The organism is Vibrio comitans, assembly GCA_024346835.1.
GTDB classification, from domain to species: Bacteria; Pseudomonadota; Gammaproteobacteria; order Enterobacterales; family Vibrionaceae; genus Vibrio; species Vibrio comitans.
In genome coordinates this window covers 1,781,632-1,799,449 of sequence record AP024866.1, presented here as the reverse complement: position 1 = coordinate 1,799,449, position 17,818 = coordinate 1,781,632, and the positions used below count along the sequence as shown (strand labels likewise).

General features: G+C 44.1%; 18 protein-coding genes and 2 pseudogenes. 9 read left to right on the top strand and 11 right to left on the bottom strand.

Translation table 11 applies throughout. The annotated features are described in order from the left end of the window. Window positions 1-115 precede the first annotated feature (115 nt). A pseudogene (locus OCU46_RS08235) lies at window positions 116-304 on the bottom strand (hypothetical protein); the annotation flags it as partial. Between the two features lie 27 nt (window positions 305-331). On the opposite strand from OCU46_RS08235, the gene OCU46_RS08230 reads away from it, so the two are divergent. Continuing rightward, window positions 332-1,213 carry an RNA-guided endonuclease InsQ/TnpB family protein gene (locus tag OCU46_RS08230; RefSeq protein ID WP_244311324.1) on the top strand — a complete coding sequence of 294 codons (882 nt, stop codon included), beginning with the start codon at window positions 332-334 and terminating at the stop codon, window positions 1,211-1,213. A gap of 108 nt (window positions 1,214-1,321) precedes the next feature. On the opposite strand, the gene OCU46_RS08225 is transcribed toward OCU46_RS08230, so the two are convergent. Continuing rightward, window positions 1,322-2,713, bottom strand: coding sequence for a hypothetical protein (locus OCU46_RS08225; protein ID WP_141268319.1), 1,392 nt, complete (start codon window positions 2,711-2,713; stop codon window positions 1,322-1,324). 150 nt (window positions 2,714-2,863) lie between these two features. Here OCU46_RS08225 and OCU46_RS08220 point away from each other — a divergent pair. Beyond that, window positions 2,864-3,355, top strand: a pseudogene (locus OCU46_RS08220) (HD domain-containing protein); the annotation flags it as partial. Window positions 3,356-3,690: 335 nt separating this feature from the next. Here OCU46_RS08220 and norR read toward each other — a convergent pair. Continuing rightward, entirely contained in the window at window positions 3,691-5,241 is a 1,551-nt protein-coding gene (gene norR, locus OCU46_RS08215) for a nitric oxide reductase transcriptional regulator NorR (protein WP_141268318.1), read from the bottom strand. Between the two features lie 203 nt (window positions 5,242-5,444). Between norR and OCU46_RS08210 the strand changes: the two genes are divergently transcribed. From OCU46_RS08210 to OCU46_RS08195, 4 genes are all read left to right on the top strand, one after another. Continuing rightward, on the top strand, window positions 5,445-6,215 hold the full coding sequence (locus tag OCU46_RS08210) for a ferredoxin--NADP reductase (protein ID WP_141268317.1): 771 nt from the start codon (window positions 5,445-5,447) through the stop codon (window positions 6,213-6,215). Between the two features lie 277 nt (window positions 6,216-6,492). Next, window positions 6,493-7,968, top strand: coding sequence for an anaerobic nitric oxide reductase flavorubredoxin (norV, locus tag OCU46_RS08205; protein ID WP_141268316.1), 1,476 nt, complete (start codon window positions 6,493-6,495; stop codon window positions 7,966-7,968). Continuing rightward, entirely contained in the window at window positions 7,968-9,107 is a 1,140-nt protein-coding gene (norW, locus tag OCU46_RS08200) for an NADH:flavorubredoxin reductase NorW (protein WP_141268315.1), read from the top strand. The genes norV and norW overlap by 1 nt, the downstream gene beginning before the upstream one ends. 189 nt (window positions 9,108-9,296) lie before the next feature. Then, window positions 9,297-9,908 carry a hypothetical protein gene (locus OCU46_RS08195; RefSeq protein ID WP_141268314.1) on the top strand — a complete coding sequence of 204 codons (612 nt, stop codon included), beginning with the start codon at window positions 9,297-9,299 and terminating at the stop codon, window positions 9,906-9,908. A 119-nt stretch (window positions 9,909-10,027) separates the two neighbouring features. On the opposite strand, the gene OCU46_RS08190 is transcribed toward OCU46_RS08195, so the two are convergent. Continuing rightward, window positions 10,028-10,267 carry an RNA recognition motif domain-containing protein gene (locus OCU46_RS08190; protein ID WP_141268313.1) on the bottom strand — a complete coding sequence of 80 codons (240 nt, stop codon included), beginning with the start codon at window positions 10,265-10,267 and terminating at the stop codon, window positions 10,028-10,030. A gap of 62 nt (window positions 10,268-10,329) precedes the next feature. Further along, window positions 10,330-10,827, bottom strand: a complete 498-nt coding sequence (locus OCU46_RS08185; protein ID WP_141268312.1) for a hypothetical protein — start codon at window positions 10,825-10,827, stop codon at window positions 10,330-10,332. 145 nt (window positions 10,828-10,972) lie between these two features. On the opposite strand from OCU46_RS08185, the gene OCU46_RS08180 reads away from it, so the two are divergent. The 3 genes from OCU46_RS08180 (at window position 10,973) to OCU46_RS08170 (ending at window position 11,926) form a co-directional block, all read left to right on the top strand. Then, entirely contained in the window at window positions 10,973-11,191 is a 219-nt protein-coding gene (locus OCU46_RS08180) for a VF530 family protein (protein WP_102322598.1), read from the top strand. Between the two features lie 68 nt (window positions 11,192-11,259). Continuing rightward, a complete protein-coding gene (locus OCU46_RS08175) occupies window positions 11,260-11,475 on the top strand; it encodes a TIGR02450 family Trp-rich protein (RefSeq protein ID WP_141268311.1) in 216 nt (71 codons plus the stop codon). A 46-nt stretch (window positions 11,476-11,521) separates the two neighbouring features. Next, window positions 11,522-11,926, top strand: a complete 405-nt coding sequence (locus tag OCU46_RS08170; RefSeq protein ID WP_141268310.1) for a ribosome recycling factor family protein — start codon at window positions 11,522-11,524, stop codon at window positions 11,924-11,926. Window positions 11,927-11,940: 14 nt separating this feature from the next. Here the strand turns inward: OCU46_RS08170 and OCU46_RS08165 are convergent, their stop codons facing one another. The 6 genes from OCU46_RS08165 to cls all read right to left on the bottom strand — a co-directional run bounded on the left by OCU46_RS08165 (window position 11,941) and on the right by cls (window position 17,663). Next, window positions 11,941-12,348 (bottom strand): GNAT family N-acetyltransferase, encoded by a 408-nt coding sequence (locus tag OCU46_RS08165; RefSeq protein WP_141268309.1) that lies wholly within the window; start codon window positions 12,346-12,348, stop codon window positions 11,941-11,943. 135 nt (window positions 12,349-12,483) lie between these two features. Continuing rightward, window positions 12,484-12,774, bottom strand: coding sequence for a putative quinol monooxygenase (locus tag OCU46_RS08160; protein WP_141268308.1), 291 nt, complete (start codon window positions 12,772-12,774; stop codon window positions 12,484-12,486). Window positions 12,775-12,984: 210 nt separating this feature from the next. Beyond that, the gene (locus OCU46_RS08155; protein ID WP_141268307.1) at window positions 12,985-14,130 is read right to left on the bottom strand and encodes a ribosomal protein uL16 3-hydroxylase; all 1,146 of its coding nucleotides are present in this window, start codon (window positions 14,128-14,130) and stop codon (window positions 12,985-12,987) included. A 98-nt stretch (window positions 14,131-14,228) separates the two neighbouring features. Next, entirely contained in the window at window positions 14,229-14,735 is a 507-nt protein-coding gene (locus tag OCU46_RS08150) for an RNA methyltransferase (protein WP_141268306.1), read from the bottom strand. A gap of 154 nt (window positions 14,736-14,889) precedes the next feature. Then, window positions 14,890-16,113, bottom strand: a complete 1,224-nt coding sequence (locus OCU46_RS08145; protein ID WP_141268305.1) for a cystathionine beta-lyase — start codon at window positions 16,111-16,113, stop codon at window positions 14,890-14,892. A 95-nt stretch (window positions 16,114-16,208) separates the two neighbouring features. Then, complete coding sequence (gene cls, locus OCU46_RS08140; RefSeq protein ID WP_141268304.1) at window positions 16,209-17,663, bottom strand: cardiolipin synthase; 1,455 nt, start codon at window positions 17,661-17,663, stop codon at window positions 16,209-16,211. Window positions 17,664-17,818: the final 155 nt, after the last annotated feature.

The window sequence follows — 17,818 nt, the reverse complement described above, 5'->3', positions numbered from 1 at the left end:
CAGATTATTCTGGCGTATTGACGGTACTGGCTCTAACTCTAACTCGCCTTTGCCCCGAAGTTCGTTAGACTATTTGCTTAGTTCTACTATTCACTCCAAATATGCCCTAAGTTTTCTAATGGCTAGAGTTCAGTTTAGTGAACACGAATCGTCTGCAAAAACTATGGATTTGCCTTGTGGTTTGTAACAAAGATTTATTTAGTGGGCTTACAGTACCTGCGAAGTGTTCACCAATTACATGCGTATAGATTTGTGTCGTTGCTACATCTGAGTGGCCTAGCAATTCTTAAACAGTACGGATGTCTTGCTGCACAATGATAGCTACCGCTCTGTGAACAACAACAACTGTATTCGAGTTGAGAAAGACAAAATAACCCTACCAAAGATTGGTCCTGTACCCATAGTTTTGCATCGTAAATTAGTGAGCAGTATTAAAACCGCGACGGTACAATTTCGTCATGGGAATTGGGAGGTGAGCCTCACCCAAGAAGTAGAGTGTGATGAAGCAAAGAAACTGCTTCATAGCATCGCTGGCTACGACATAAACTCGAAACAAACGGTAGTAGAATCGAACGGCGTTACTGTCGATAATCCTAAGTATTTAAAAGCAGAGAAGGAAAAACTTACCCGATTACAGCGACAAGTTTCTAGAAAAAAGAAAGGTTCAGCTCGCTGGAAAAAAGCTAAATCCCGCCTAAATCAACTTCACGGTTCAATCGCCAGAAAACGAATGGACTTTGCACACAAAACCGCACGACGGATAGCCAACGCAAGCGATATAGTGGTGTTTGAAGATTTGAATGTGGCTGGTATGCAGAAATTTAACGGGAAAATGGTGGCCGATAATATCATGGGACTAATCTCAGATTTAACCAAATATAAGGTTGAGTTAAGAGGTGGTGTTCACCATGAAATTGGGCGGTTTGAGCGCACAACGGGTGTTTGCTCAAGTTGCGGTCAGCAACATAAATTGACGTTAAAAGAAAGAAGCTTCACCTGCACTTCTTGCGGTCTATTGAGTGATTGCGACTACTCATCAGCGATAGCTGTTGAAAGGCGTGATGAACTGGACTTAATGGCGAATGGAACTGTCGTCAGGGTGGCAAATACACTCAACACTAAGCAGAAATTAGGCGTTAAAACGAAAGTCTTTGCATTAGCGAAGTTGCCTTCGGGATCTGAGGAAATAGATAAGGCGGCCTGGCCGCCTTAGAAGCTCAGTGATCAGCTATGCTGTCACTGAGTAGTTCACTGGGCGAAGGTTTGCGGTGAAAGCCCGACAGTAGTTCGGGCTTTCACTTTAACTGTTGTCGCTTTTCTCTTATTTGATGATGCGCGTTATGGATTCAATGCTATTTTTTTCGCTTGGTTCCTCCATGACAACCCCATCAATATTAGAAAGGAAAGCCAGTTTTCCATCAGCTATATTGCCGCCACCGGCTAAAACGTAAGCCTTAACACCACCAGCAATAGGGTCTAAATAGATAGTGTCAGGTCCATCTAAGTTAATCACGCCGTTGAGTAGGTCGTCGTGTTGACTTATGGATAAATCGTCATTCAGAATGGCTAGTTTCTGGAGGTTCTGAGGACCAGCAACAGGCCCATTACTATAAGTAACCCAAAAGACACTTTCGCCATTTAGATCTGACTCTACAACACTGCTGAAATACTTAGTGCCATTCACCAATGTTGTTTCGCCAGTGTGCGGGTTGAGCGTGTAGATGCCTCGCTTTAGACTACCATCACCAACGTCCACGGTTCTAAGCATGAACAGGTCATTCTTGCCTGCGTAAATTGTGTCAAATCCTTGGATATAAACCGGTTCGTCATTTTCACTTGTTCGGTTTAAGTTTGTGATAGTGGTATGGCCTTTAAGCTCGTATGTTATCGCAAAATCATCAACTTGGTATGAGCCTTGAGCGCTGGGTTTTGTGGTTCTATAGTAGTCCAGTGCTCCGTTGGAGTAGATAGCCGTGGTTTCGTAGTGTCCACTGCCATCTGTAATTGTTTCGTCATAAACAGGGCCATTTCCGGCAATTAAAACCTTGTTGCCATCGGTTACATAGGTGTAATAGCCGGGTAATGGGGAGGATACAGATTCATCAACCGTGAAATTAATCTCAGCAACCTCAATTGCTTGGTCGCTGTATCCATCGTATTCCATTAGTGAAACTTTGCCTGCTGTTTCGTTCTTACTTACGAACCGCAGAATGCCATCAGTGCCTAGAGATAGCCCTTGCGTCGTGATCATTACGGAGGGACCGTAATCACCAGCTAGACACTGGAAGTTTCCACCATTTCCATTGTGCATTGGGATTTTCATAATCGAGCAACTTGTTACCACATTAATGTCACTACTACCATCAGTGGCTAGGCTAAAGAGATTGAATGCACCCTTGAGGTATAAGTTATCTTGGTTGGCATAGGCTTCACCGATCACGCACTGGGTCAAGTTTACTGTATGGTGGAAATCAAAAACATTGTTGATGCGCGGCTGCTCTCCGTACTCTTGCTCGCTGACCTGAGCGAAGAAATCTGCGCATGTCACAGGACTGCCTAGTCGGCCATTTCCAGATAGATTCTGTTGCATAAACCGTAGGGCATCTTTTGTGCTTACGGTAGCGGAGCCGGTCGTAGGTTGACTGTCTTTGTCTGAATCACCACCACATCCAATTAGGAGTGCAGCGCTTACTAGTAGAGCTGGTTTTTTCATTATATTTCTTTTAATTCCTTGTTTGTGTTGCTTAGTCTACAACGATTGGGTTATCGATATGAGGCGTTCGTTGGTATGTATTGTAAGTGCTTGTGTAGTATTCTCGTGCATCCTAGGGCTTGCCTAGGGTGCACATAGCGAACTGCTCGTACTTCAAATGGTAGGCATGAGAGTACGGCAGAACACACGTGGCGATTATGTGTGATGGTAATGATGTTCTCTGAGCAATACCCGCACATAGATATGTTAAAGTTGATAAAAATGTGCGTTATCCACGATTTAGGGGAAGCAATTAGCGGTGATATTGCGGCTATTGACCAAGTAGCAGGTTCGGATAAAGGGGAGCAGGAAAGGCTGGATTTGATTACTTTGATTAACCCTCTGCCTGAAAGCTTGCAACAGGATGTTCTAACGCTTTGGGATGATTATGAAAATGCTTCATCAAAAGAAGCAAAATTAGCTAAGGCTTTCGATAAAATCGAAACCTTGCTGCAACATACTCAAGGGAAAAATCCAGATAATTATGACTTTAATCTGTCTTATGGCAGAAAATACACTGACAGTGATGAACTCACAGCTTCAGTACGGGCAATTATAGACAAAGATACTAAAGCCTTAGCTTCAGGTAATAATACACGTTAAATACTGAGGCTTGGTCGTTTATAAAGAGCACTTAACAAACGCTTTAAGCCGGATTCCCAACGCAGCGCGGTTTTGGTTCACATTTTGGCTTTAGTGTTTATGGCACAATGGTTTAAGTTTGGTGTTGCGTTGCTCACCACTTAAGCGGGCGTTACTTTCCCATACATCACCTAATTCGTTATTTCCTAATTTAGTAATATAACTGACAAGGTTTTGTCCATTTATGAGTTAGGACTTCAAATTGCAGTTATAAAGAACAAGCTTTTTGTTTCAGAAAAGTTGCTCCAAAAGAGTGAGATGTTCGGGTTATAGAGGCGTATATATCTATGTCCCTATCACTTCAATCCCAAGCGCTTCATCAATCGATGTAAGTTCCCCGGATTAAGTCCCAACTGTTTCGCTGTGGCGCTGAGCTTTTTGTCGTTGTTTAAGTAAGCGGATTGTATAAGCTCGATTTGAAATTGCTCAGTCGCTTCCTTTAACCCGAGGTCTTGCCAGTGTTCGATAGACTGGTTTGCGATAGATGAAGTGGGATTGACGGCTTTATTTGTGTCAGGTATTTCAGTATGAGCAAACTGAAAGTGACTTGGTTTTAATACAAGATGCGTGGCGTTGCTTTGTGCTTTGGCGATAACACTGGCTCGGTTTATGGCATGTTCAAGCTCTCGTACGTTGCCTTCCCAAGGGTTGTTTTGTAGTAGGGTGAGGACTTCTGCATCCAGTGTGATACTAGATAGATTGAGCTTGTGCTGGCACTGCTCTGCAAAAAATCCGGCCAATAGAATAACGTCTTTACCTCGCTCTCGAAGTGGCGGAACAAATAAGGGGAACACGCTTAGCCTGTGGTAGAGATCGGATCGAAAATGCCCTTTCTTAACCTCTTCGTGCATTACTCGGTTTGTTGCGGCAATAATGCGAACATCCACCTTGATATTGCTATCATCACCTACGCGCTGTATGTCGCCGTATTGCAGTGCTCGCAGTAGCTTAGCTTGCAAAGCTAACGACAGTTCGCCGACTTCATCAAGAAACAGCGTGCCGTGATTGGCCAATTCAAACTTACCTTTTCGATCGCTTATCGCACCAGTGAAAGCGCCCTTGATGTGCCCAAAAAGCTCACTTTCGGCTACCGACTCGGGTAGTGCGGCACAATTGAGGTATACAAAGGCTTTACCTTTACGGTCAGATTGAGAGTAGATTGCGTGTGCGACGAGCTCTTTACCGACTCCCGTTTCTCCCATGATCAATACGGATAGATCCGTATGGGCGACCGCTGAAATGTGAGATTTAAGCTCGGTAATTCCTTGAGATTGGCCTATAAAATCCAATTGATTGTAATTGGTGCGTTTAGTATTTGATGTGCTCGATACGCCCACATTTTTCTCAAGCTTTGCCACCAATAGAGCGGTATGCAAACTATTGGCTGCTAGTGCGCTGATCAGCCTAAAATCGTCATCGGCAAAACCATCAAACAATGTTGGGTCAAAGGCATCAATGGTCACAGCGCCAATCAGACGATCTTCTTGAAATAAAGGAAGCCCAATACAAGAGTGAACCTCGAGTTTTTGCTCATGATTGGGGATCAACGCATCGTAAGGGTCGGGCAAATCACTGTCAGAAGGAAAGCGAACAATATCTCCAGCTCTGGCAATGGCTTCAAGGCGAGGGTGTTGCTCGATATTAAAGCGGCGACCTAACACATCTTCGCTCAGTCCGTTGATAGCAAGAGGAATGAAATTTTGCTGTTGGAATAGTAGTAGCGCAGTCGCGTCGCAATGCAGCATGTTTCGAATTGTGGTGAGTAGTCGTTGAAAACGATCTTGTTCGGAGATACCCGATGTAATGTCTCGAGCGACCTGTATCCACTCGCCCTTATACTTTTTCATAAACTGCTCACTATCAATTCATACTTTTGTCAGTGTAACAAAGCTTTGTCATAAAGATATGAAATCTGACATTGTCGTAATGATAATACTCCTTCGTCCTATTCTATAAGGAACTGAATTATAATAAATTACTGCTAATGGCATGCCCATTGCATTTAATTGAACTAGATTAAATGTAATGACAAATAAAGAGGTTGAGCGATATGACTCCACATGTTGGGTTTGTTTGTGGTTTAGTGATTTCTAGGGTTGATTGGACTGACATTTTGTTTTCAATAAGAGTAAAGGTGCCAGGTATTTCATTTACCGCGGGCCAGTTTACTAAGTTGGGTTTGTACAATTCTGAAGGTGACTTTCTGCGTAAGGCATATTCAATAGTGAACTCCCCAGAGGATTATCACGCAACGGGGGAGTTGGAGTTTTTAATTATTTCTGATCCTGATGGCGCATTATCACCCAATCTTCATACCTTGCATCCAGATGATGAAGTCATGGTAGGAGAGCAGTGCGCTGGGTTTATGACCCTAGATGAAATCCCAGACAACGCCACAGAGCTGTGGATGATGGGAACGGGAACAGGTATTGGTCCTTACTTATCCATTTTGCAATCAGACGCTTTCCCAGAGCACTATACCGATATCATTTTGGTGCATGCGGTGCGCTTTAAACAAGATCTCGTGTATAGCGATTTGATTGAGACCTTTCAGGAAAAATTCGGCAGCAGGTTTAAATACGTTCCGATTGTGTCTAGAGAAGATGTACCAGGCAGTCTTTCTGGCCGAGTGCCACAACTGATAGAAAAGAGAGTACTAGAGTCTCATACTGGTGTGCGCCTTGATATGGAGAAAACATTCGTTTATCTGTGTGGTAACCCTGCCATGGTTCGCGAGAGTGGGCTGACTCTGACCCAAAGAGGCTATCACAAACATCTGAGGCGAAAGCCCGGTCATTATAGCTCTGAGAATTATTGGTAAGATTTATCCCCCCCCCAAAAAAAAAAGCGTCTTTTGCCAACAACGCAGTATCCCGAACTACTTTCTGGATACTGCGTTTTTAGTTGTAAGGCACGTTATTTTCATTTTTATCATAAAGACAAAGTTGTCTATATGATTATGAATTGGCGTTGTCATATTCACAATATCAATGAGTCAAATTGTCTGATTTCCTTTTAAAACAGTCAGTTAAAAAGTTGGCACGCCAGATGCAATGCAAAAGGTAATTCTTATTTGCACAAGCAGTAAAGGCAATACAATGACGATTCATGTTAAAAACAATATTCACTGGGTAGGACAACGCGATTGGGAAGTTCAAGACTTCCATGGTACTGAATTTAAAATGACCAAGGGTACAAGCTACAACAGTTACCTTCTCCGCGAAGAGAAGACGGTACTGATTGATACCGTTGACCATAGATTTAGCCACCAGTTCTTACAAAATCTAGAAATGGAAATCGACCTTAAGAGTATCGATTGCATTGTCGTAAACCACGCCGAAGAAGATCACTCAGGCGCTTTAGCGGCTCTGCTTGAGCGTATTCCCAACACACCAATCTATTGTACTGAAGCCGCCATTGACTCAATTGTGGGTCATCACCATCATCCAGAATGGAACTTTAAGACAGTTAAAACCGGTGACAGCTTAGATGTTGGTAACGGTAAGCAATTAGTGTTTGTTGAAGCGCCTATGCTGCATTGGCCAGATAGCATGATGACGTATTTGACCGGCGATGCTGTGCTGTTTAGTAACGATGCCTTTGGTCAGCACTATTGTGATGAGCACTTGTTCAATGATGAAGTCGACCAAACCGAATTAATGGATCAGTGCCTTCGTTATTACTCAAATATCCTGACGCCATTTAGCAACCTAGTAACGGCAAAAATCAAAGAAGTACTCAGCTTCAACTTGCCTGTAGATATGATTGCCACTTCACACGGTATTGTATGGCGTGATAACCCTGCACAAATCATTGAGAAGTATTTAGAGTGGGCTGACGATTATCAAGAAGACCGCATCACTATTTTCTATGACTCTATGTCGAACAATACTCGAATGATGGCAGATGCTATTGCTCAAGGTATCCACGATGTTGATCCTGCTGTAGCGGTTAAAGTATTCAACGTATCGCGTCAGGATAAGAATGAGATCCTTGCCAATGTATTCCGCTCTAAAGGTGTGCTCGTAGGCTCTTCAACTATGAACAATGTGATGATGCCTAAAGTCGCGGGTATGCTAGAAGAAATCACAGGGCTGCGCTTCAAACAGAAAAAAGCAGGTGCCTTTGGCAGTTACGGTTGGAACGGTGGTGCGGTAGACCGAATTCACTCTCGTTTAACAGATGCTGGCTTTGAAACCGTAGCGGGCTTAAAAACGAAATGGCGCCCTGATGGTAAGGCGATGAGGATCTGCCGTGCTCACGGTCAGCAGATCGCGAAACAATGGGCTTTGCATGAATTGAATGTACAGCCGATGCAAGTTGTGGAAGCAGAGCCGGCTCCGGCACTGTCGGTTGCTGTTCCTGAAAAACAAAAACCACAAGCTCATGGGGCAGGCTGTGATTGCATGATCTGTACCGTGTGCAACTGGGTATACGACCCAGAAATAGGAGAACCTAACCAAGGTGTTGAACCTGGTACTGCATGGGGTGATGTGCCTGATTACTTCTTATGTCCAGAATGTAATCTTGGTAAAGATGTATTTGCAGTGCACACTCGTTGCGAGGTGGCGTAATGAATCCAGTCACAATTATTGGTAGCGGCTTTGCCGCTTACCAACTGGTTAAAACCTTGCGCAGAATGGATCAGCAGGTGCCTATTCGCGTTATCACCGCTGACAAAGGCCATGATTACAATAAGCCGGATCTCAGCCACGTAGTATCAAGACAGCAAACCTCAGAGCAGCTGATATCTACAGTGGCAGAGACATTTACTAGAGAGCAAAATATAGAGTTGTTTGCTGAGCATTGGGTTGAAGAGATCGATTCAGAGCAGAAAGCTGTGTTCGCCAATGGTCAGCGATTTGACTATTCGAATCTGGTTTTGGCAACGGGTGCTACGCCTTTTGTTCCGCCTATAGAAGGCTTGAGAGAGAGCGATCCTATTACGCTCAATAGCCTCCAAGAGTTTGATATGTTCTCTGAGCGTCTTACCAAGGCTAATTCCATCTTGGTTATTGGTGGTGGCTTGATTGGTGTTGAGATCAGTATGGATCTTGCTTTGGCAAACAAGCAGATAACCCTTATTGAGGCAGGTGAGCGCCTTATGGCAAACCAACTGCCTGAATTGATCGCGTTAAAATTAGAGCAATCTATGCGTAAGCTCAACGTTGATGCTCGCTCAAGTACCGCGGTCACAAAGGTGAGCCAATCTGAAAACGGCTATAACCTAGTGCTTGGCAATGGTGAGCTGCTAACTGTTGATGAAGTATTGGTTTGTGCCGGCTTAGTTCCTAACGTTGCTCTGGCAAAACAAACTGGCCTTGCTACAAACCGTGGCATTTGTGTTGATGAATCGATGCAGACATCAGAGAGCAATATTTATGCCTTAGGCGATTGTGCGGAGCTTGATGGTCAGGTGAGAGCTTATCTTCAACCCACCGTTGTGAGTGCGTCGGCATTGGCGAAGACCTTGCTGGGCGAGCCTACCTCTGTGGTATTGCCGAAAATGATGGTGAAGGTCAAAACACCTAAGTATCCTATCCAGATCGCAGGTATTACCTCGGATAATCAAGTAAATCGATGGAACTTAGACATTCAGGCTGATGGTATAGTCGCTAAAGCCTACAACGAACAAGAGGTAATGGTTGGTTTTGTTGCGACACAAGACAAAACTAAGCAAGCCTTTCCTCTGTTAAGAGAGTTATCCGCTTAAGGTTTCGAAATTAAAACGCCTACATCTAGTCATGTAGGCGTTTTTTACTAGTATTCGTTTATATGCGAGTTAGTAAATTCAGCCAATCGGGCTAGTAATTGTACGAGCAGGCACCATGAAGTTCATTGAGTACTATTAATCCATCAACCAAGCAGCGCAATGTTGGCGCTGCCAAAAAAGGATTTACTCATGACTGCTCAGACGATGAATCATCAAATCTCAAGTTCAGAAAACGCGGCTTATGCCGAGCTTGATTTTACCAATGATGTACGCGCTCAAGTGACAGTTGGAGGTGGTACTGTATTGGTTGGATTCTTTACTATGGCATGCCCGTTAATGACTCAGACTTTGTTCTCTCAGTTGTTATCAGCGGCGTTTACAGGTTTTGCGACAGTGCTAGTAGTGATGCTTTGTTTGAGTGGCAATTCAGTTTCGCAGATTGCTGGTGCAGTCGGCTTCAAGCGTCATGCAACCCTGATTATTTCTCTGTTCTTAGCTTCTTTTTCTTTGACTCTCTATCCTGAGGTAGCATTATTTCTGGCGGCCGCTACAGTCATCGTTTATTTCTTGTTGGATGAGGTTACAGCTCTGTTGCTGGCATTGCGTTCAGGCAATTTAAAAGCAATGGCTTTGCCAGGTGCGGATCTACTGGTTACTCTGATTTGTGTGGCGATGCTGGTAAGTGGGTTGTCAATACACGGGGTGTTTGTTGTAAGTGCTGTGCTAGGACTGAAGGTAGTGTTGCTAGGCAGTTCGATGGTGCTAGCACTGTCAGAGCCTAAGTCAAAAGCTCATTACTAGTAAATGGTTGAGCCTTAAATGATTTGCTCTTAAACAAGCAGACAATAAATAGCAGTATAGAAACAACGAAGCCAGCTGAATCAATCGCTGGCTTCCGGTGTTTTTCAAGATAGTATCTGCTAGTTCTTAGCTAGTTTTACTCGTATCTTGCTTTTTTGCACATCAGCTTGATCTAATGCTGAGATGGCAGCTTTCGCTTCACTTGTGTTTGGCATTTCAACAAAAGCAAAGCCTTTAGATAGGCCTGTCTCTTGGTCTAGCACTAGGTTACATACCGTAACGTCACCGTGCTCAGAGAAAAGAACACGAATCTCATGTTCAGTCATTTTGCGTGAAAGGTTGCGAACTAAAAGTTTCATCTTTGACCTTGATAGATAAATTCGGGGCCAATTGTCTCAGTTTAGGCGCCCAATACCAAGCATTAAAATCCACCTGCCCATGTGTCATAGTCATCAATCGTTTGCTTTTCTTCTTTTGTAAGAGGGGCAGGGTAATAAGGCAGAGCTAGTAGTTTTTCAGAGGGGAGCAGTTCCCACTCGGATGTGATTCTGTGGCGATGCAATTCTTCATCCATACGCACGTACATGTAATAGCCATCAGCGTGAGTATTGGCATAGCTGGCTATGGTTGCGATTTCGCCTGAAGGCATCTTAACTTTGCGGCCAAGAGGGTAGAGTTGATGTAAGGCAAAACTCACAGTGGCATCTTGTAAGACCCCTTGCTTAAACCTTTCTAAACCTATAGCGGTTGAGGTAGAACGGTGAGTCCAGCCTGTCAGGTACAATCCCGTCAGTGAGTCTTTGAACGGTTTGCCCTTACGAATACCTTCATTAGAGATGAATTGCACGATCAGCACATCACCTTGCTGTTCAAGGATTTCCAGAAATTGCTCGCCGGTTTTATCTGCTAGGAGTCTCATATTTTTAGCTCAAATAGAGTAAGTAGAATGGTCAGTGCTGCGAATTGGTCACAAAAACCAAATAATGCGCGAATTTGTTTGCATCATCTTTGATTTAGAGTCACATTGAGCACAATTTTTGTCAATTCATAAGTAGAAGTAAGTTATGACTCAACAGCAACCCAACAATCCTTTACACGGTCTTTCTTTAGAGAAGATCTTAACGCGTTTGGTGGAGCATTATGGTTGGAGCGGTCTGCATGCTGAAGTGAGAGTGAACTGTTTTAGCAATGATCCTTCTATTAAATCATCATTGAAGTTCTTACGAAAAACTCAGTGGGCAAGAGATAAAGTTGAAGCGCTTTATATCAGCACCTTCAGTTAGAGAAGTCAGTTAGCACAAATTGATGATTGTTCTCGTACAAAGGAAAGTGTCTACAGCGAGGTACAACAATGAATCAAATTAACCCCAAAAAGTTGCTACGAAGTAAATGGACAGCGGTAAACTGTCAAAATAAAGAGAAGCACTTTATTGTCACAGAAGTAGAGCTCGATGAAGAGGGAATGGTCGAGCTCTGCATTATTGAACCTATTGTCACCAAGCGAACCCGCTCTATTGATTGGATGGTATTGAAAGATCCAAAACAGTGGCTGCATGGATGGAAGTAGTTAGTGCACATCAATTACCAATATAGTTACAATGTAACTTAGTGAAATGAAAATAGACCAAAGCATCACTGTCGCGTTGCCTTCTTTAATCCATAGAGTAGGTAAAGAAACCGTACAATCGGTAAAGCAGCTTGCGCTCAAACATGAGTGTGAGTTAAAGAGGGTACGCCGAAGTCGGCACTGGCAAGTGTCAGGTGATGCATTGAATATTCAGGCGCTCTGCTCGGCATTAACGCAGCAACCAGAGGGTGTGTTATTTATTCTCAAAAAGCTGAACCTCGCCCTGCAACTTCATCAAGACAAATTAGAATCACCCGCCGATCGCTTAAAGCGCTTATTGACTGAAAATCCGAACATGACTTTGTCAGAGTTAATGGAGATGACGCACTGCTCTGTTGCTGAGGCAAGAAGGGCAAGGTTTGAAGTTGATGAGTTTGAATCTTTGGGTTAACGCTTTTAGCTGTACTAATTTAGCTCTACAGACATCTTAAAGTAGGGCTCATCGCTTTTGAAAAAACGCTCTCCCTGTTTTTGCATGCCGAAACGAGCGTAAAAGTCTTGTGCAGATTCTCTTGCGTCACACCAAAAATACGTCACTCCATGGCGTTTCAAATACTCAATGATGTGTTCGATAACTTGAGTACCAATACCGTTTCCTTGATGCTCATGCAGCGTCGCAAACTTTCTTAGTCTCGCTCGCGTACCGGTTATGAAAACCGAGGCGACACAAACCAAACTATCATTTTCAAATGCGCCGAAATGGATACCGGAGTTGTCTTCTTTGACTTGGCAAAACTCGATTGGCTTCGCAGGCCAAAGTACGCTGTGACGTATAGGTAAGGTTTCTTCAGGGGTAATCAAACGGATGTGCATGGTTTCTTATCAGTGAAAGGGCATTGTTTGAATCTACCAAAGGTTTATTTGGAAATCGATACTCTATATGACAAAAAATCCCAACAACATTGACGTTGCTGGGACTTGATAAAGGTTAGGTTTTTAATCTTATCGCTAAGCGATGTGTGTCATTTCATTAAGGATGAACTGATCAACTGCACCCTCTGTCGCTGCCATATAGTCAGCGAGGTGTTGGTTACCCATATGGGCTTGCCATAGATCGCGAGATACCCAGTTTTCATAAAACATAAAGTGAGCAGGGTTCTCGTTATCTTGGTGCAGATCGTAGTTGATACAGCCCTCTTCTGCACGAGTCACATCGATGAGTTTAAGCAACTCAGCCTTTACCAATTCAATTTTGTCTTCTTTAGCAATGATGTTTGCAACGATAGTCAGCTTAGTCATGTGATGTTCCCCTTGGAATGTGTTTGCGTTGACGGGAAGAATAATAGTTCGATATTACTCACATATGAACAGCTATATATTTGATTTATTCTCAAACTAAAATTGATAAAAAGTCTGAAAAGTAGTCTACCGTGTGTAGTGAGCAAAAAAATGGCTCCAATAAGGAGCCATAGAGAGTCATCGTCAACAAAGAATGTTAATTGGTGGCATTTATTCGCTATCGATATACCAATAGCCTTTGTTGATTAAGTCACACAGTAGCGAGACGTTTGCAGCGGCAATACCCGTAGGGAAATCCTCAACGCTAAGCTGCTGCTTTCCGCAAAGTAGCTGGATGATAGAGCTGTCTTCCTCGGAGACCTTTATGACTTCTCCGTTTATGTAGGCAATGCTGTCATCTTGCTCATGATATAGGGCGCGCAGGCCAGCCACTTTTTCTATGCTCCTACCAGAGAGTAGGTGGTTCGCGACTTCTTCACTTTCCCACAAAGGTTCGGGGGTTATGATGTTCAATTGATGGCGCGATTGGCTCAGCAAGCAACCCATAAAGTCATTCACGCGATGCTCATCTTCCATCGATGCTAATAGCATCTCTGTTAAGGAATTCAGGTCGCTAGTGCTAATCTGGCCAAAGTTATCTTGTGTCTTCATCTCAGGTTTATGCAGGTGAACATCACCAACATCATTCGCCAGGATATAGTCTGCAAAATTACTGATTAACTCTTGCTCTTTTGGCGAGCGAAAGCCAATAGAGAAACTCATTGATGGCTCAAGTGCATATCCATCATGCGGGAATCCAGGCGGGATATATAAGATGTCGCCCGGCTCAAGGACTTGATCTATGATAGCTTCAAAGCCTTCGATTTGACGTAGAGCGCTGTGCTGATTGGTTTCAACATACTGGCCTTCATCTTTTGCGCCTACGCGCCAGTGGCGTTTACCACTGCCTTGCACAATAAATACGTCGTATTGGTCAATGTGCGGACCCACACCACCATCTTTCACTGAGTAGCTGATCATCAAGTCATCAAATAGCCACTGTGGCATAGCTTTAAATGGCTCAACAAGCTCCGCTGCGCCTTGATGCCAGTGGTTTGCTGCTTGAACTATGATTGACCAATTGGTTTCTTCTAGTGAGGCATATTTTTCTTCAGTAAAAGGTCCATGCTCAGCAATCCACTCGCCATCTTTATTGGACACATAACGTGAGTCGACTTCTTCTTCCATCGTCAGTCCCGCAAGCTCTTCAGCTGAAATAGGGTCTTGGAAGTTAGCAAAACCACCCTTAATGATGGTGGGTTTCTTTTGCCAGAATTCAGCTAAAAACTGTTCCAGTGAAATCGTTAATTGATACATGTTAAACCTTGATAATGTAAGCCAGACTTGTGTTTGGCTATGGGTATAAATTAGATGGTTTGTACTGTTATGCTGGGCACTTTAATGGCCAAAGAATTCTAGACCTTAAGGCGATTGTTCACGTCGCGACTTTCGATAATGCGCTGCGTATGATCAATCTCCTGATTAGACTTTGCTAGGCGATCGTAAAGCAACACGTTAACGGTTGCCGCTAAGTTCATGCAGCCAATAGTCGGTACGTAGACAACAGCATCTGCCTTGTCGACCACTTGCTGGGGGATAGAACTATCTTCAGGCCCGAATATGTATATCGCTTTCTCTGGGTGCTGAAATTGAGGCAACGGAGTCGCGCCTTCAGCAAGCTCAACACAGACAATCTTTGTGTCTGGGTCGAGTTCATCAGTAAGGGATTCCATTTGTTTCAAATCTATTTTCCCGGCCATATCCTTGGTGTCGGTATGGTACTTGGCCGCTTGCGCAAAACGAGTTCCGGTAAAGCGAACTTCACTTGCTTGGTAACACCCTGCTGCGCGCATAACTGCGCCCACATTGGTCGGGCTTTTAGGGTTACATAGGCCAATCATGGAAATAGTATTTTTAGACATTGTTGCTCCGCGGTACTGAATGTTCGCCAAAAATGGCCGAACCTGCTGTTTACTGCGGGCAGTATATAGGTCTAGCGAAGAAATAGAAGAGTAAAAATAATAGACCTCCCTCGAGTGGGGAGGCCTAACAGGAAAAATTAGCTGACCGCGCTTATTAACTGACCGCGCTTTCCTCGGCCTGTAGAACGGCGTTGTAGCGAGCAAAGCCCACCTCGAGATCTTTGATAAGATCGTCCACGTTCTCAAGACCGATATGAAGGCGGAATAGAGTGCCGGTGAAGTTAGGGTTTGCGACAGTTCTTAGACTGTTGAAGCTTCTTGGTTCGTTAGCAAGAATTAAGCTTTCATAGCCGCCCCATGAATAGCCCATACCAAACAGTTCCATTCCATCAAGCAGTGCAGTGGTTGCCTTGGTATTCTGGCTCTTCATTACAAATGAGAACAAGCCATTACCACCAGTAAAGTCTCGCTTGAAGTATTGATGTCCAGGGCAGGTTTCAAATTCTGGATGACGAACATGATCCACTTCTGGTCTAGTTGCTAGCCAGTTAGCGACTTTTAAGCTGTTTTGTTGATGTTGTTTGAGTCGCAGATCTAAGGTGCGAATACCACGTAGACCGAGATAGGCATCATCTGGTGACACGCACTGTCCCATCAGATAGCTGTTCTCGCGTAATTGATCCCAGTATTTTTCGGTAGCAATTGCCGTACCTAGCATGACATCAGAGTGTCCCACTATGTACTTAGTCGCAGCTTGTATGGAGATATCGACGCCAAATTCAAACGGTGAGAAGTGCAGGCCTGCAGACCACGTATTATCCAACATCACGATCATATCGTTTTGATGGGCTATTTCAGCAAGTAGCGGTACGTTTTGCACTTCCATGGTAACTGAACCAGGAGACTCCAAGAAAAGGAGCTTGGTGTTTGGCTGGATGAGATCTTGTATCTCTTCGCCAATTGTTGGTGTGTAGTAGGTTGTCTCAACACCAAGTCGCTTTAGCATGGTGTTGCAGAAGTCACGGGTGGGTTCGTAACAGGTATCCACCATCAGGATGTGATCGCCTGTTTCTACAAAAGACAAGATTGCATTTGAGATAGCTGCAGTGCCACACGGGTAAAGCGCACAACCAAAGCCCCCTTCAAGATCGACCATAGCATCTTGGAAAGCAAAGTGAGTTTGGGTACCACGGCGACCATAAAATAGCGCTTTGTTGGCTCTGTTGATGGTTGCTTGGTTTTTCTCAGCCACCGTATCGAACAAAATTGTGGATGCGCGCTGCACAGGTGGATTGACCACGCCATGGGTGTATTTTTTATCTCGACCCGCACTAATAAGTTGCGTGGTTTTTGTCACTGGAGATTTGCTCTTTGCCATCTGCCTTCCCTGAAGTAATTGCTATAGGGTTATTTAAACCATGAGCAGGGCAGGCAGTGCAAGAAAAATTACGTTTAATCAAGTAAATCGGGTGTTTACAGAACAGGACTAAACAGGTAAAAAGTGCGCTCTAGGAAACGATGCAACATACTTCTCTCACGCCAGCGATCTTCGTCCACTGTAGTAGATTGCTGTATGTAGGTTTGCTGTAGCCAATAAAGTTGCTGAGTAAACTCTGCATCATCCACCACCAGCGTCACCTCGAAATTAAGCCAAAGACTTCTTACATCAAGGTTAACCGTGCCTATTAGACAATATTGCTGGTCTATCACTACTGACTTGGTATGCAGCAGTCCACCTTCAAACTCATGAATAATGACCCCGGCAGACAGCAGTTCCGCGTAGAAGGCTTTAGATGCCCAGCCCACCATAATAGAGTCATTTTTCTTCGGAATAATGAGCTCTACTTTAACCCCACGTTGCGCGGTAGTCCGCAGTGTTTGCAGAAGTTCTTCGCTCGGAACAAAGTAAGGCGTAGTAATGGTAACTGATTCACTGGCTCGGCTAATGGAAATAGTCAGTACTTGCTGAATAAGGTTCTCGGGCATACCTGGGCCAGATGGCACCACTTGTATTGGGTGCAACAGATTGTCTTGGTCGATATGGCACTCTGGCGGAGCAGGGAAAGAACGTTCACCGGTTTCAACCTCCCAGTCCCAGCAATGAATCGCTGAAAGCACGTTCACTGTAGGGCCTGTGATGCGCACCATGACGTCAATCCACATTCCAACTCCGGCATTTTGCTTAAAATACTCAGGGTCGACAAGATTCATTGAACCTGTGTAGGCGACATTATCATCGATAACGATGATTTTTCTGTGCTGCCTAAGATCGAGGCGACGTAGGAACATACGCCATGGATTTACCTGCAAAGCCTGAATAACCTCGACACCCGCATCAAGCATCATCTTACACCAGGAAGAGGCGAAGAATTTTCGGCTACCTGCTGCATCGATGAGGATCTGACATCGCACACCTCGTTGTGATGCTTGGATTAAAGCCGCAGAGACCGCATTGGCTAAACCACCTTCATTCCAAATGTAAAACTCCATGCGAATGATGCTTTGTGCCTGCTCAATATCTTCAACAATCGACTTTAGAATTTTTTCTGGCGTATCTTGCAAAGACAAGGTGTTGCCGCAAAGGGCAGGGATGCCCATACGTTTGGTACACAGGTCATCAATGTGGGTAATGTGCGTTGGCGTTTTTTCAGGAAGATGGGCGTTACAATCAAGCAGCCTTAAAAACCAAGCCTCATAAGGGTCAAACATGGCTTTCGCGCGTTCAGCTCGTTTTTTTCCTAGATTTAACTCCCCAAACAGGAAGTAACAGATTACCCCGATTATTGGCAGAATATAGATAATCATTAGCCAAGCTAAAGAGACGCTAACAGAACGTCTTTTGATGACCACCCGAATGGTGACACCCGCTACAATTATCCAATACAACGCGATCCCGATAAGGGTCAGCGCATGATAAAATCCTTCCATTTCTCTCAGTTAATAATCAATCACTTATAGTTGTAGTGTATACGCAAAAAGGCACTTTGTACGCCTTTTGCTTAAGAGTGTCGTAGTGGGCGTAGTTTTAAGCTGAGTTATTGCTGGTGGGTAATCGAAGTGTGAATAAAGTGTATGAAAACCCA